The 15,653-nt window shown below is 41.5% G+C and carries 13 protein-coding genes; 6 read left to right on the forward strand and 7 right to left on the reverse strand.

All coding sequences use genetic code 11. The features are described 5' to 3' along the window. Positions 1–171: 171 nt before the first annotated feature. Positions 172–954: a pseudouridine synthase gene (locus FCR06_RS11125; RefSeq protein ID WP_138499539.1), complete on the reverse strand. Its 783-nt coding sequence runs from the start codon at positions 952–954 to the stop codon at positions 172–174. A gap of 134 nt (positions 955–1,088) precedes the next feature. On the opposite strand from FCR06_RS11125, the gene FCR06_RS11130 reads away from it, so the two are divergent. Then, entirely contained in the window at positions 1,089–1,802 is a 714-nt protein-coding gene (locus tag FCR06_RS11130; protein ID WP_138499541.1) for a DUF2993 domain-containing protein, read from the forward strand. 329 nt (positions 1,803–2,131) lie between these two features. Here the strand turns inward: FCR06_RS11130 and FCR06_RS11135 are convergent, their stop codons facing one another. Both FCR06_RS11135 and cbiT read right to left on the reverse strand, forming a co-directional pair. Further along, a complete protein-coding gene (locus tag FCR06_RS11135; protein WP_138499543.1) occupies positions 2,132–3,022 on the reverse strand; it encodes a phosphatidate cytidylyltransferase in 891 nt (296 codons plus the stop codon). A 158-nt stretch (positions 3,023–3,180) separates the two neighbouring features. Next, the gene (cbiT, locus tag FCR06_RS11140; protein WP_138499545.1) at positions 3,181–3,783 is read right to left on the reverse strand and encodes a precorrin-6Y C5,15-methyltransferase subunit CbiT; all 603 of its coding nucleotides are present in this window, start codon (positions 3,781–3,783) and stop codon (positions 3,181–3,183) included. A gap of 94 nt (positions 3,784–3,877) precedes the next feature. Here cbiT and FCR06_RS11145 point away from each other — a divergent pair, with 94 nt between their 5' ends. Together FCR06_RS11145 and tatA are read left to right on the forward strand one after the other, a co-directional pair. Beyond that, positions 3,878–5,263: a serine/threonine protein kinase gene (locus FCR06_RS11145; RefSeq protein WP_138499547.1), complete on the forward strand. Its 1,386-nt coding sequence runs from the start codon at positions 3,878–3,880 to the stop codon at positions 5,261–5,263. A 328-nt stretch (positions 5,264–5,591) separates the two neighbouring features. Beyond that, positions 5,592–5,762, forward strand: a complete 171-nt coding sequence (gene tatA, locus FCR06_RS11150; RefSeq protein WP_138499549.1) for a twin-arginine translocase TatA/TatE family subunit — start codon at positions 5,592–5,594, stop codon at positions 5,760–5,762. Between the two features lie 83 nt (positions 5,763–5,845). Here the strand turns inward: tatA and cphA are convergent, their stop codons facing one another. Beyond that, a complete protein-coding gene (gene cphA, locus FCR06_RS11155) occupies positions 5,846–8,551 on the reverse strand; it encodes a cyanophycin synthetase (RefSeq protein ID WP_138499551.1) in 2,706 nt (901 codons plus the stop codon). 500 nt (positions 8,552–9,051) lie between these two features. Further along, the gene (locus tag FCR06_RS11160; RefSeq protein ID WP_138499553.1) at positions 9,052–9,915 is read right to left on the reverse strand and encodes a cyanophycinase; all 864 of its coding nucleotides are present in this window, start codon (positions 9,913–9,915) and stop codon (positions 9,052–9,054) included. A gap of 793 nt (positions 9,916–10,708) precedes the next feature. On the opposite strand from FCR06_RS11160, the gene trmD reads away from it, so the two are divergent. Both trmD and ispF read left to right on the forward strand, forming a co-directional pair. Next, complete coding sequence (gene trmD / locus FCR06_RS11165; protein ID WP_138499555.1) at positions 10,709–11,410, forward strand: tRNA (guanosine(37)-N1)-methyltransferase TrmD; 702 nt, start codon at positions 10,709–10,711, stop codon at positions 11,408–11,410. Positions 11,411–11,549: 139 nt separating this feature from the next. Further along, positions 11,550–12,032, forward strand: a complete 483-nt coding sequence (ispF, locus tag FCR06_RS11170) for a 2-C-methyl-D-erythritol 2,4-cyclodiphosphate synthase (RefSeq protein WP_138499556.1) — start codon at positions 11,550–11,552, stop codon at positions 12,030–12,032. Between the two features lie 34 nt (positions 12,033–12,066). On the opposite strand, the gene FCR06_RS11175 is transcribed toward ispF, so the two are convergent. Together FCR06_RS11175 and FCR06_RS11180 are read right to left on the reverse strand one after the other, a co-directional pair. Next, positions 12,067–12,876: an ADYC domain-containing protein gene (locus FCR06_RS11175; protein WP_138499558.1), complete on the reverse strand. Its 810-nt coding sequence runs from the start codon at positions 12,874–12,876 to the stop codon at positions 12,067–12,069. A 410-nt stretch (positions 12,877–13,286) separates the two neighbouring features. Beyond that, positions 13,287–13,523, reverse strand: a complete 237-nt coding sequence (locus FCR06_RS11180; RefSeq protein WP_138499560.1) for a hypothetical protein — start codon at positions 13,521–13,523, stop codon at positions 13,287–13,289. Between the two features lie 269 nt (positions 13,524–13,792). Between FCR06_RS11180 and FCR06_RS11185 the strand changes: the two genes are divergently transcribed. After that, positions 13,793–15,583 (forward strand): ABC transporter substrate-binding protein, encoded by a 1,791-nt coding sequence (locus tag FCR06_RS11185; protein WP_138499562.1) that lies wholly within the window; start codon positions 13,793–13,795, stop codon positions 15,581–15,583. Positions 15,584–15,653 lie beyond the last annotated feature (70 nt).

Here is a 15,653-nt window from a genome sequence, read left to right on the forward strand (position 1 = left end):
CAAATTTACGATTTGGTGAGCCAACTGTACAACAAAATTTTCTTATGTAAATGATTAGCGCATTTAAGAGCGTTAGCAAATTAAATCATACGCACACTCGCTCACACAACGCTCAGGAGTGTCACCCAAAGGGTAGTCTACAACTACTTGGCGCTCTCAAACCTTACCTACTTAAATTCTCAATCCTCGATTTGGAATTGGTGAATTCTCGTTTATCATCTCTTGCAAAAAGTGAATTTCACTATCTTTGAGAAACCGATATTTGCCCTCTGCTAAAAAGGGTTCTTTTGGTGTTTGTAATTGAATTGAGCTGATCGCACTTCGATGGAGTTGAATTACTGGGTATCCTAATTGTTGTGCTATACGACGAATTTGGCGATTTCTTCCCTCCTGTAAAACAATTTCTAAAAAGCTACCTTCAGCACAACGTTCTATCAGGTGTACCTTAGCTGGTCGTGTTTTTCTACCCTCCAACACCACACCTTGACGCCACATCCGCAATACTGCTTCTGGAGGATGTCCTTTTACCAAAACACGATACGTTTTGGAAATGCTGTGACGTGGATGGGTTAGTCCAAATGTCAAGTCTCCGTCATTTGTCAGGATTAATGCTCCTGTGGAGTCTGCATCTAAACGCCCAACTGGATGGATACCTAAACCTTCTCGTAATTCTTTCGGTAGTAGATCCAAGACTGTTGGTCTTTGGTGAGGATCGTCGCAAGTTGAAACTACTCCAACTGGTTTATGCAGCAACAGATAAATTAAAGCTGGACGCTGCTTTGCGGATATCAGCTTGCCATCAATAGCGATCGCATCTTTTTCGGGATCGACTTTTTGACCTAAATTTGCCAATACCCCATTGATCCGCACCCGTGATTGCTTAATCATTTCTTCAGCTTCACGACGTGAGGCAATACCCCACTGAGCCAGAATTTTTTGTAACCGTGCCTCCATGTAGAAATTGCTGATTTCCTGTTAACTATTAAATGATATTTGCATTTTGTAGTAAGTAGGCATAAATGTTACATTTAAGGCAAACTTTAAGTTTGTCGGTTGTTGAGCAAATACTCATAAACTCCATTAGTTAGATGTCAGAGCAAAATTCCCAAACAACAAATGTAAACAAAATCCGAATAATTACGCAAGTACTAACAACAGCACTAAAGCTGTGGTTGAGAGCGCAAGTTAGCCAGATATCTGAACTAGAAGTGGAGATCAAAGCCAGCGATCGGCAAATTCTCTCTGGACGCATTCCTTCGGTATCTATTTTTGCTACTGATGCAGTTTATCAAGGACTCCTAATTACAGAAATTCGATTAATAGCAGAAAATATTCAGATAAATATTGGGTCGATACTCAAGGGACAGCCCTTGCGACTGTTACAAATAGTACCAGTTATTGGGGATTTGACCATAGACGAGAAAGATCTTAATGCTTCTCTCTCATCTGAATTATTATCGACTGCATTAAACGATCTACTGGTTAAGGTTTTACCAACACATTGCCTAAAAACACAACCCATTAATTGGCAAGAAATTATTCTTAATAACAACCAAATTATACTCGTTGGTCTAAGAGTCACCAATAGTAAAACAACATCTGTGAAGGTCTGTCTGGGCTTGCAGTTACTCAATGGTCATGAGTTGCAACTAACAGATATCCAAATCAAAGATGACTACAGAGATTTATTCCAAGACAATCATGGGTACAATTTGGATCTTGGCTCAGATGTTGATATTCAAGAACTAACACTGATCCCAGGCAAACTATTGTGTCGTGGGCGGATTAACGTTAATCCTTGAAATTCAAAATGTTAATACCTAATTTTAAATAATATAGCGTTTATTGAGGTGTGAGAAGTGTCGGGCGAGAGTAACTCATAACTTTTAACTGCTAACTTTCAACAAACAAGGCAGAAAGCTGAAGCCAAAAGGATTTGACTTGTTTATTCCAATCATAGCGGGTGGCGATCGCCGTCTGTGGGTCTACTCATAAGCAAAGCAACCCAAAAGTCTGTAGTCAGGCTCCTAACTCAACCTAAGTTCAACAGAACTTAACCCCAACCTTTGTCGGCTTGGGATCAAAAATCGCCAATTTGTACAAAAAAATAAGATTTTTTTGCCCCACGATCTTACCCATCTGCGAGTAGTGGCAAAAGTAGCGTTACAAAGTAGTAGACCAAAGGAGCTGTAAAAATATAACTATCAGTACGGTCTAAAATACCACCATGACCAGGGATTAACTGTCCCGAATCCTTGACTCCGGCATCTCGTTTGAGCATAGACTCGGTGAGATCCCCTAGAAGGCTAGCAATGCCAATCAGTAAACCCAATGCTAGACCAGTAAACACAGATTTAGGCAAGTGCAGATAGTAAGCTCCAGCTAAAGCTACAGCGACACTGGAGGTAATACCAAACACAGCACCTTCTACGGTTTTTTTCGGACTAATATCCGATAAACGTGTTTTACCAAAGAATTTGCCGATAGTATAAGCACCAATATCAGCTGCCCAAATACATAATAAAGTCAGCAGCGTTACTGTCAAACCTTGTGGTAAAGAAATAGAATTTGCCTTTTGGTAGAAATCTGTCCAGGTTGTGGGCCAGTAGCCCCCGAAAGGGAGATTGCTGAAAGCAGCACTATCAATTGCTCGTAACCGCACCCAGTAACTTGGTAAATAACCAACGTAAAATAGCCCCATAATTGAAGCAGAAATATCGGCGATGGTGGCAAATTTGGGTTGAAACAGTAGATAAAAACAAATTAGTGTTCCAGCTATTGGCATCACAGCATCAGCTAAACTGCCATCAAGGGTACAAATCACTAGCAAAACTTGGCTAACAGCCATAGTTGTTTTAGCAGCAGGAGCAATGCCTCTAGCTAGCACCAAATTAAAATATTCTTGTTGACCCAGAAAGACCACAACCGCAAACATKATGGTAAAGTACCAACCCCCCAAAAGGGTCACACAAAGAGCAAGAGCGATCGCAATAATTCCACTAATAATCCGAGACCAAGGCATAGAAGTATTGGGTACTGGGGACTGGGGAAGATGGGGCCCCCTGTGGGGATAAGGGGTAATGGGGATTGGGTATTGGGGATTGGGTATTGGGTATTGATGATTGGGAAAACTCTTCGCTAATTCTCAGTCCCGAGTTCCTAGTCCCCAGTCCGCAATCCCTAATCCAGTTTCTCACCACTGAGGATAAAAATCGGATCGACGGCGGTAAAGGTTTGAGAAAAGCCCCGTGTTTCTAAGCGATTAACCGCAGATTGAACGACTTCGATATTTCTAGCCCTTAATAGCGAAAAACTTTGGGAAATAGCATACAAACTTTCTAGATTAGCAGCTGTGGCTACAACCCGACCTGATGTTGGTAAATATTGCCAAGCAGCTTGCAAAATTTCTTGAATTGGGCGTCCTCCTTCAATACAAACGCGGTGAGGGATGACCTTAAGATCCTGCAAACACTCTGGGGCGCTACCTTCAATGACTTCGACATTGTCGACTTCAAAGCGATCGCAGTTACGCTTAATCAGATTAGCTACTTCTTCATCCCTTTCTACTGCGATAATCTTGCCTTTTGGACACAGCAAGCCTACCTCTACAGGAATTGTACCCGTCCCAGCACCAATGTCCCACAACACCGAATTTGGTTGTAGGCGCAGTTGAGCGATTAACAACAGTCGGACTTCTCGCTGGCTGAAGGGAATTCCTGGCAAATGCTCGAACAATTCATCGGGAATACCTGGGGTAATGTAAGGCCAAAGTTGGGAGGGCATAAAACTACGCAATTATACTAAAGATATTGGCAGACCACATTCAAAAGCCATAAGCTATGAAAACTTTTTAAACGTAGCGTTATCAAAAACCATAATGATTGGCGAAATATTAAGCGATCGCTACCAAGTTCAGCAGCTATTAGGAAAAAAAGCAGGGCGGCGAACGCTATTAGCTCGTGACTTAAAAACTCAGGAATTAGTCGTCATCAAGTTACTTTCTTTCGGTAGTGACTTTGAATGGGACGATCTCAAGCTGTTTGAGCGAGAAGCCCAAACTTTAAAGTCTTTGTCACATCCGTGTATACCTCGCTATTTAGACTATTTTGAGGTCAATTCACCAACTATCAAAGGATTTTGCTTAGTACAAACTTATATTCCAGCACAAACTTTAGAGCAATATTTACAAACTGGGCGGACTTTTACTGAAGCTGAAGTCAAACAAATAGCCAAAGCTATTTTAGAGATTCTGATTTACTTACATGGATTGCATCCGCCTGTAATCCACCGTGATATTAAGCCTAGCAATATTTTATTGGGCGATCGCTCTGGTAATAGTGTTGGTGAAGTTTATCTAATCGATTTTGGTTCGGTGCAAACTATCCTGGCGACAGAAACCGGGACTAGGACTATAGTGGGAACCTATGGCTATATGCCACAGGAGCAATTTGGCGGACGGACTGTTGCAGCATCTGACCTTTATAGTTTAGGTGCAACCTTAATTTATTTGATAGTGGGTACTCACCCAGCAGATTTACCCCAAAAGGATTTTCGCATTCAATTTGAGCAAGTAGGTAATCTTAGTCCCAGCTTTATTAATTGGTTGCAGCAGATGGTTGAACCCAGTTTAGAAAAACGTTTGAGTTCTGCTACTGTTGCGATCGCAGCCTTAGAGAAACCACAATCGAGTTCGCCTGTTTTGGCTGTTAGCAAACCACATGGGAGTAAGATTCAATTAACCAAAAATCAGGATTCTCTAGAAATTATTGTTCCACCGGCTGATTTTGAACCATCAATAGTATTGACAGGTTTATTTGCGATCGCCTGGAATTCATTTATCCTCTTTTGGACAATTGGCGCCCTCTCGGCCCCTTTTCCCGTCAATATTCCCTTTGCCTTGTTCTCGCTTCCCTTTTGGGGTGCTGGCTTTCTAATGGTGTATAAATTTTTATTTCATATATTTGGACGCATCAGCTTACGCCTGAATTCAGAACAAATTTCTCTCACTTGGGATCTCTTTGCCTGGAAATTTTATCGTTCCCGCACATCCACCAGACAAAGTATTACGAAGTTGGTTTACATTCCCAAACATTTTACTCAAGACTCTCAAGCCAATAGAATTGCTGTTCCAGCACAATTGGATATTTGGACAGGAGTAAAAAAATATCAACTTGGTAATATGAGTACTGCTATTACTGAAGCGGAACTGGAATGGTTAGCTCATGAGTTAAGCGATTGGTTACATCTTGATATCAGTGAGTAGTATTTTATACAATGTTTTCTCTAAAAATAGACTAATTTAATATTTAAAGTATAAAAAACTGCTAATTATGATTGGTCAAATATTAGGTGAGCGCTACCAAGTTCAGCACTATATATTTGGTCAGGAGAATAAATATATCAAGTTGGTGGGAACTATCGCGATATTATATTATCCGAAGCAGAACTTGAATGGTTGGCTCATAAATTAAGTGATTTGTTAGGTTTGCCAATTACCAATCTAACGGGAAGTTAGTTGCGTCCCCATATCCACCTTGCTCTGTTGGGGAAGCGATCGCTATTTAGTTACAGATGCCTTAGAGGAGAGTTATATGTTTGGACTAGGATGGCCTGAGGTCAGCGTTATTGCGCTTGTCGCTATTCTCATTTTTGGCCCAAAAAAAATTCCCGAACTGGGAAGCGCACTGGGTAAAACCTTACGCGGTTTTAAGGAAGGAGTGAATACTCCGAATGACCAAACCAATTCAGAACAAGAAAAATAGTTAACTCTTTGTGGAGAATTTGATATTTACAGCACAGCAACTGTCAATAGTAGAGATGCGACTCATCGCCTCTCTACTATCGACTACAGCAATGTATTAACTACAGAAGAAGGTGCGATTCCATTTTGAGAATCGACGATCGCTGTACCACTATTTTGTTGGTGTATCTCTTCTTTAACTACACCACGCCCTCTAATTAATTTAATTGCCCGACTCACGCTTTCTGGTAAAATTACCACTAAGCTGTTATTTGGTGCCATGTCTAAGCCTTTGTTAATCGCTTGTGTTTCATCCAAAATTGATTCATAGCGACTATCAGACTTAACTTGGGTAATGCCTTGAACAATCAACTGAGCAGCCGATCCTCGTTGTCTTCCTCTAGTGTCATCGTCTTCTTTAACGATGATGTAGTCAAAAATTTGAGCTGCTAGTTTGCCCAAGGTCACAAAGTCTTCGTCACGGCGATCGCCTGGACCCCCTATTACGCCAATACGTTGTCCTGTAGTCCAGTTTTGCACAAAACTACCGACTGCTTCGTAACTTGCAGGGTTATGGGCATAGTCCACCAAAGCGTGATAATTGCCTAAATTAAACAAATTCATCCGTCCCGGCGTCTGACTTACGGAAGCTCTGAAGGTCTTCAAACCAGCACGAATCTGCTCAATTGTCACATTTTGCACGAACGCTGCCAAACTTGCTGCTAAGGCGTTGGCAATCATAAATGGTGCACGTCCGCCCATTGTTAAAGGTATATTTTCTGCTCTTTCTATACGGTGTGTCCAATCGCCTTTGACAATCGACAGATACCCATTTTCATATACCGCCGCAACTCCGCTCTTTTGAATGTGCTTCCGCACCAATTCCGAGTCGGGATTCATTGTGAAGTAAGCAATATTGGCTTTAGTTTTTTCTGACATAGCAGCGACGCGGCGATCATCAGCGTTGAGTACTGCATAACCATCAGGGAATACGGCTTCTGTAACTACGCTCTTAAGGTTAGCTAACTGTTCTATAGTATCTATATCGCCTATTCCTAAGTGGTCAGCGGCTACATTCAATACCACACCCACATTTGCTGCTTCAAAGCCCAGCCCAGAGCGGAGAATTCCACCGCGAGCTGTTTCCAGCACTGCTACTTCTACTGTTGGGTCTTGCAGAATAAGATGGGCACTTTGGGGGCCTGTGTTATCGCCCGATTCTACTAAGTAATCACCGATATATGTACCATCTGTTGTAGTATATCCTACAACTTTACCCGTCTGCTTATATATATGTGCTAACAGTCGAGTAGTAGTGGTTTTGCCATTGGTACCCGTGACGCTAAGAATCGGAATTTGGCTAGATTGTTCGTTAGGGAACAGCATATCCATCACCGCACCAGCAACGTTGCGGGGAATGCCAACACTAGGGGCAACGTGCATCCGAAAGCCAGGAGCAGCGTTAACTTCGACAATCACGCCATCTACTTCCCGTAGGGGACGGCTAATGTCCGAGGTGACGATATCTAAACCAGCGATATCTAAACCGATAATTTTCACTACCCTTTGTGCCAACCAAATATTTTCTGGGTGGATTTCGTCGGTGCGGTCTACGGCAATGCCACCTGTACTCAAGTTGGCTGTTGCCCGCAGGTAACAAACTGTACCCTTGGCTGGTACACTATTTAAGGTGTAGCCTTGCCTTTCTAAAAGTTGGTAAGAGGTGCGGTCTAGTTCAATTTTGGTCAGGACATTATCGTGCCCTTCACCGCGATTCGGGTCTTGGTTTGTTTCTTCAATCAATTCGGCGATAGTGGCTCTGCCATTACCAATTACATGAGCTGGTACGCGTTCGGCTACTGCCACTACTTTGCCATTTACTACCAGTACCCTGTGGTCGCGCCCAACATAATATCTTTCAACGATAATTGAGCGGGAAACTTGTCTGGCAGCTTCATAGGCAGCTTCAGCTTCATCCCAGGTTCTAATATCAATAGTAATACCACGTCCGTGATTGCCATCAAGGGGCTTAATCACAATGGGATAGCCGCCAACGTATTCAATGGCTTCTTCTAAATCGTCCAAAAAGTTGATTGTTGTACCTCTAGGCACTGGTACCCCGGCGGCGGCGAGGATGCGCTTGGTGGCTTCTTTGTCGCAAGCTAGTTCTACGCCCAAAATGCCGGTGTTGTCCGTCATTGTTGCCTGCATCCGCTTTTGATTGATGCCATAGCCTAGCTGAATCAAAAAGCGGGCTTCTAAAGCCATCCAGGGAATACCTCTTTTTTCAGCTTCTTTGACGATCGCCTCAGTAGAAGGTCCTAAGGAAGCATCACGGCTGAAGTCTTTCAGGTCTTGGATATCTTGCTCTAGTTCTGCTTTGGGGTAACGACTACGATCAACGATACTTTGGCATAGCCGCACCGCAGCTCGTCCAGCGTAACGTCCCGCTTCCTCATTCAAGTACTCAATTACTACTTGGTAAATTCCACGTGCAGCAGTTTCGCGAGTGCGACCAAAGCCGACATGCATTCCAGCTAATTCTTGGAGTTCTAGCGCTACATGTTCCACGATGTGACCCATCATCGTGCCTTCTCTCACCCGCATCAGAAAACCACCGCGACAGCCAGGCGAACAATAGTGACCCTCCAGACTTGGCAGCGCCTCTACTAATCCTTCGTAAAAGCCAGGAATTTCATTCGAGGGCGTCTCGGCAAGGTTTTCTAAATCGAGGCGCATGACGATCAGCTTGTGGCGTCGAATGCTCCAGTAGTTTGGGCCGCGTAAGGTCTGGATCTTGAGGATTCTCATGGGAATAGGTAGATGGAGATTCGGAACCAAAGTTCTAGTTTCTTACTGGAATTGATCGCTAAACTGTTCATCGTAAACAGTTTTTTCTTTTTACATGGTATTCTCATCATTTTTCTCCAGCAAGAAATAAATGAGCAATCAACCAATTTAAGAATTTTGCGAAAAGTTTGAGCAAAGGTTTCCATTGAGCAAAGCTTTTCCAGACAGATTTGCGATAGCTAGCTCACGTCTTGTCCGCGAGCGTCTTTTGGATTGGAACACACCACAAGGGTACCAACTCATGTTAATTATTAAATTTACGATAGCGTAGGGATTAGCAAAGTTAAAAGAGGAGTGCTTTGCAAAACGAGCATCTTTGAGATTTGTTTAGTCCATTTTGTTGTCTTAACGTCACAAGATGTTAGTCCAACACCTACCAAAAAGCTCTTTTAATCTAAAATCCTTTGCTGGTAAATCTAAATTTCTAGTCAACTCAGTGTAACCTCAGAAATTTGAGCGCGTCAGCTGGAAATTCGGTGTACAGCAGGCAATACAGTGCGCTGGTACAAGTGGAAGCGATCGCCATAGCTAAGGATATGCAGACGTAAGTTATGCACCGTTAAAGGTTCATTAGCACCGACATAAGGTTCATTAGTGTGTGTGAGTTCGGTGGGATCGACAATGGTAACACTGCCTTTACCCACAACTTGTAGCCACCCATCACGTTCAAATACAGCACAAGTATCTTCGTCAATGCCAATACCCAAGCGATCAGGATGAGCTGCGATCGCGCTAATCAGCCGCCCCATACGATTACGGTTATGAAAGTGTTGGTCAACAATGACTTCAGGAATAAATCCTAAGCCCGTTGCCATATCCACTAAAGAACGATTTGGCGACTCTCCACTACCACCGCCAGCAATCATATGATGCCCCATCACTGCCGCTCCGGCACTAGTGCCTGCTAAGGTAAGTTCCCCTGACCTCACCCGCTGCCGGATAATTTCCATCGCTGGCGTATCTGCCAATACGCCACACAAACGCAGTTGATCTCCTCCTGTCAAAAACACCCCACTACAGGCTTCTAAGGATGCTTTAATTTGGGAGGCTTCACACTGTTCTCGTTCGCGGATGTCTAGAATCTCTACCTTCTGAGCACCCATCTCTTCAAAAATCCGAATATAGCGACCACCGATGATAGCGGGTTCACGAGAGGCAGATGGAATAATTGTAATATAGCCTTTACTAGCACCAGCACGTCCAAAAAAAGTTCGTAGGATATCGCGCCCGTGAACTTTGTCTTCTGCGCCTCCGATAACCAGAACGGCGGTTTTAGTTGCTTGGGGTGTCCTCATTTCCAGCGATTTAGCTTTTAATTCCGGCATTGTGTTTCTCCGTCAACAACTTCAGGAGCCATCGCCTTGGAGGGGTTTCCCGGCTTGTGGCGAATGGCGTGTGAATTTAACAAGATCGGGAGCCTGATGATTCTTGCGCTTTGCAACTTTTGAGAGGACACTTTTATAAAGTTTGGATTCTCCTGAGCCACAGTTCCAAATTCTTGTATAACGTACACGAGACCTCAGTTTAAACGTGTTTGTTGCCATTCCTCTGCTGCTAGCGCCTTGTTTTTCACCTGTCCACTTCCAGAGGGGGAAAATAGTCCTTTTTTTGTAGGCTAAGGAGGACACTTCTGTGTCGGGGTTTCTCCCGTTGAGGAGCCAGTGCGTCAGAGAAACACTGCATTGCGAACTTTCACAAAGTTGTTCGCCTAGGAGCATCCCAAAGGTTAGCAAGTGCGGTCGGCTGTAACAACTTATATTCCTTAAAAGAAGCAAGCTGGGTGTAGCTTCTAATGACAAAGAAGAAACTGGCACAAAAGTGTCAGATTTACCTTCTGAGATTAGGGACGAGCAGGTAAGACGACGTTTATTTCTAAAGCTGGCTCGATGCATCCTGAAAGTTGTTAACTTGATATGATTATTAATTTAAATGTAGTTGTGACAACATTTAAACATAAATTTAAGTAATTAGAAAAACTTTAGATCCCATCTAAAGTCCAAGCTGTTGGTACTTTTAGATACTATTGATAAAGTTTAACTGTAGTTTGACCCTAACATTGGCTTCTTGTGTTTGCTAGACATTCATTCTTTAGATTAGTGTCCTTGAATACGAATTACTGTGCGTTTTGATATAGTTACACTTTTTCCTGACAGTTTTCACTCTGTTCTCAGTTCTGGACTGCTGAGTAAAGCCTTAGCCAAACAGATTGCCCAAGTGCATCTGATTAATCCACGAGACTTTACAACTGACAAGCACCGTAAGGTAGATGATGAACCCTATGGTGGCGGCGTAGGGATGCTAATGAAGCCAGAACCAATCTTCAATGCTGTGGAGTCGCTGCCGATTCTACTTAGAAGAGAAGTGATTTTAATGAGTCCACAGGGTCAAACAATCAATCAGCCTTTGTTGCGAGAATTGGCAACAAATTATGATCAGTTAGTAGTGATTTGTGGGCATTACGAAGGAGTAGATGAGAGGGTACTGCATTTGGTGACTCGTGAAGTTTCTTTAGGAGATTTTATTTTGACTGGTGGGGAAATTCCAGCAATGGCTTTAATTAACGGCGTAGTGCGGCTTTTACCAGGAACTGTAGCCAAAACCGAGTCCCTAACAGCAGAAAGTTTTGAGGAGGGCTTATTAGATTATCCTCAATATACTCGCCCAGCAAATTTTCGCGGATTAAAAGTACCAGAGATATTGCTATCTGGAAATCACGCTGCTATTAATCGCTGGCGTTACGAACAACAAATTCAAAAAACACGCGATCGCCGTCCTGATCTCCTGGAAAAATGGGAAAAGGGCAACAGTAGTAGCGAGTAGAGAGATGGAGAGGTTGGGAAATAACCAATGCCCCATACATCGGCTTACCCTAACAAACATGATGCGTCCAGCCTTGCTTAAGAGCAGGGGTACGCTCAGTATAAGTGCTCTACGCCCAATGACTAATGACTAACAACAAATGACTAAAATTCGTATTGGTAATGGCTACGATATTCACCAACTAGTGAGCGATCGCGCTTTAATTTTAGGAGGAATCCAAATTCCCCATGAACTGGGTTTGTTGGGTCACAGTGATGCCGATGTACTCACCCATGCGATTATGGATGCCATGCTTGGGGCATTATCCTTGGGTGATATTGGTCATTATTTTCCCCCCACCGATCCCCAATGGGCGGGAGCAGATAGTTTAATACTATTAACTCAAGTACATCAGCTAGTTCGCGAACAAGGCTGGGAAGTAGGAAATATTGACTCGGTAGTTGTGGCAGAACGTCCAAAATTAAAACCGCATATTCTTAAGATGCGGGACAAACTAGCTACTGTTTTAGAATTAGAATCCAATCAAATTGGCATCAAAGCCACCACTAATGAAAAATTAGGTCCGGTAGGACGAGAAGAAGGCATTTGTGCCTATGCTGTAGTCTTATTATTGCAGTTATAACAATGAAATGATGTCAAAAAAATCAGAATCTATTCTAAGGTTTTCGGACGAATGAATCATTGAAAAGCAAAGCACTTGACCAACTCTCCTGCGCTTTTTTTGCTGTCTTACAACTACCGTTTTCATTAATCCGACCAGTTAGTTTATTCGGGCATTCTTGGCGAATTTTAGATAATTGATCAAACCATCTCGGATGATTAATACAAGTTGCCCCATCTGGTTGCCAAGCTGCCTCAAAAACCATCTTGTCGTTAGCAGTTGGTTTTTGAATATTTAGCACATCATATACGTCAATTGAAGTCCCATCTTGAGTGTGATCTTTACCGTTACCGCAGTAATCAGCACGTATCATACGAGTACAAGCTTGGTGATAGTCTCGTAGTGATTTGCCTTGAAAATTTTTCCACGGCTTATAGCCAAAGCGAACGCATTTAGCCAGCGCCCCATTTGTACAACCAAATGTAAAAATATCACTTGAGTCTATATATTTTCCAGTTTTATCCCACGAACCTGAAAGTGCGATCGCCTTAGCAACGTTGTTGACATCAGGCTGACACAAATTTTTCCATTGAGAATCAGTTTTATTTTGATAAAAAACTGTGTAAAGGTATGTTTCCTTGTCTGGATCTTTTAGGTCTAATTCTACATCTTTAATTTGAAATTTTTGTTTTCTTCCTTGTTCATCAAATGCTATTAATTCTGTTCCTTTTAATTCTTTACCTTTGATAACTAGAGTTTTTTCATTAGCCTTTGATGGTTTTGCTTGTTGCTGACCAAATTTATTACAGCTTAGAAGCGATATTATTAAAATAATGATTAGACTAGCTAAAAGTAGTTTTTTCATAGCTTGAATGCTCCTATAAAGAGCATTCTGATTTATACTAAATAAATTAACCTTCCCACCTTTAGACACTTATCTTAGATATAAAAAATTAAGTAAAATTAGAGGTCATTTATCAAGGAAAAATAAAATTACCGTAGGGTGTGTTAGGCGCATATTTTTAGATGATTTGGCACCAAAAAGATGATGAAAGCGCTATTACGTAACATGTAAATAGTGGTATGCGCTCGCAAAGCCATAAGACACCCTACCTTAAGATTTACTTTATAAATAGTCTCTTAAACGGTAACCCTTTTAAACTTCAGTTTCAGAGAGGATAAAAGGGTGTACCGTGAATAATATGATACTAGTATAAAATATTTCTTTTATAGGCAAAAGGCTACTAATCTACGATTTCAACCCTACAAGAACAGTTATTTCACTTCAACCCTTTGTACTGCTACCAACTGTCCACCTTCAACTTTGAGGCTTCGTAGTTGCGTTCCTTGCAAGGTAAAACCGTTTAGACTAGTGCCATTTAGACTGACGCCATTTAGGCTGGTGCCGTTTAGACTCTTACCATTTGTAGCAAGTTTAGCATTAACTACTCCACAGAAAGCTATAGTAGACAATGCAGTGGTGACGCCAATCGCTAAAAGGTATTTTTTCATAAAAAATTTGCCTCGAAGAGCTTTTCTGATATCAGAAATATCAGAGTTATGCAGCACTATATAATTTTGATATAAGAATTTACATATATGATTGATATATTATTTAAAATAATTGCATAAATATCTGCACTTACTCTAAATCCTTCTCTTGAACTGGCGCTATCCATGACCCGGATGTTTACTAACATTTTAAAGAGCAATAACTTACGTTTTGGCTATCCTTTATAACATAAACCCTAATTAGACAGAATTCTAGTAGATTTAATTCTATGAAATTACCATCCATCTTTTTAAAAATTAAACATTTTTGGTTGCCAGTAATCCTGAGTTCATTAACAGCGTTGACACTTACAGCCTGCAACCCAAGTAACTTCAAAACCGCAGCGGCTCAAGTGCCACAACTTGTTACCGCAATTTTGAGCGAGCCTTCAACTTTTAATTATGCTTTGAATGATTCAGCATATAGCGTTTTCGGCTTCATCTATGACTCATTAACTAACGAGAATCCGATAACCACAAATCTCGAACCTGCCTTAGCAGAATCTTGGGAAGTTTCTCAAGATGCACAGCGGATTGTAATCACCTTGCGAGAAGGAATTAAGTGGTCAGATGGTAAGCCGATGACTGCTGATGATGTTGTTTTTACTTATAACGAAATTTATCTTAATCCGAAAATTCCCACTTCCACTAAAGATGCTTTAAAAATTGGCGAGAAAGACACTTTGCCAAAAGTGAAAAAAAYTGATGACCGTCGAGTTGAATTCACTATACAAGAACCTTTTGCTCCTTTTTTAAGATATGTAGGTGGCATCCCAATTATGCCAGCCCATGTTCTACAAGAAGCAATTCGCACAACTGAATCTAATGGAAATCCTAAGTTTATATCTTTGTGGGGAACAGGTACCGATCCTAAAAAAATTGTTGGCAACGGTCCCTATGTAATGGAAAGTTATGTTCCTAGTCAGCGAGTTATATTTCGACGCAATCCATACTACTGGCGCAAAGATGCTCAGGGTAATTCTCAGCCTTACATTGAGCGTATTGTTGTGCAAATTATTGAATCCACTGAAAACCAATTAATTAGTTTTCGCTCTGGACAATTAGATGATTTAGAAGTTCCTCCAGAAGGCTTTAGTTTGCTCAAACGAGAAGAAAAACGAGCAAAGTTTAAAATTTATAATGGCGGCCCAGACACAAGTACAACATTTATTTCTTTTAATCTCAATAAAGCTAAGAATTCTCAAGGTAAGCCTTTAGTAGACCCTATTAAATCCCGCTGGTTTAATCAAAAGGAATTTAGACAGGCTATAGCCTATGCACTAGACCGCGAAACGATGAAAATTAATGCCTACCGGGGAATAGGGGAACTGCAAAATTCATTTGTTTATGTGAAAAGTCCTTACTTTCTACCTCCGGAAAAAGGATTAAAGGTATATAATTTTCAACCGGAAAAATCAAAAAAAATACTGTTAGAAGCTGGATTTAAATATAATACCCAAAATCAACTTGTCGATGCTAATGGTAACCGAGTTAGATTTACACTCTTAACAAATTCTGAAAGGAAAGTTAGAGGAGATATGGCATCTCAAATCCGCCGAGACCTTGCGAGAATTGGTATTCAAGTTGATTTGCAAATCCTCAGTTTCAATTCTTATTTAGAAAAATTGAAAGTTACACAAGATTGGGATTGTTACCTTGGAGGATTTGCTGGAGGTGGTATTGAACCCCACAGTGCTAGCAATATCTGGAGAATTACTGGTGGATCTMACGCATTTAATCAAGGCGCACAACCAGGAGATCCGCCGCTAATTGGTTGGGAAATTTCTGATTGGGAAAAACAAATTGATCGCCTTTATATTCAAGGCGCACAAGTATTAGATGAAAACAAGCGCAAAGAGATTTATTACGAATATCAGCGCATCGCCTCAGAACAGTTGCCGTTTATTCATTTGGTAGAAGGATTGAACTTGCAAGCAGTACACGATCGCTTCCAAGGTATTCGGTATACTGCTCTTGGTGGGCCATTCTGGAACCTCTACGAATTGAAAGTAACTGATTAGTCATTAGTCATTGGTCATTGGTCATTGGTTATTTGCAGAGGACAAAGCGCAAATGACAAATGATAAATGA

Origin of the sequence: Nostoc sp. PA-18-2419, assembly GCF_005869855.1 — a bacterium.
Taxonomy (GTDB): Bacteria; Cyanobacteriota; Cyanobacteriia; order Cyanobacteriales; family Nostocaceae; genus Nostoc.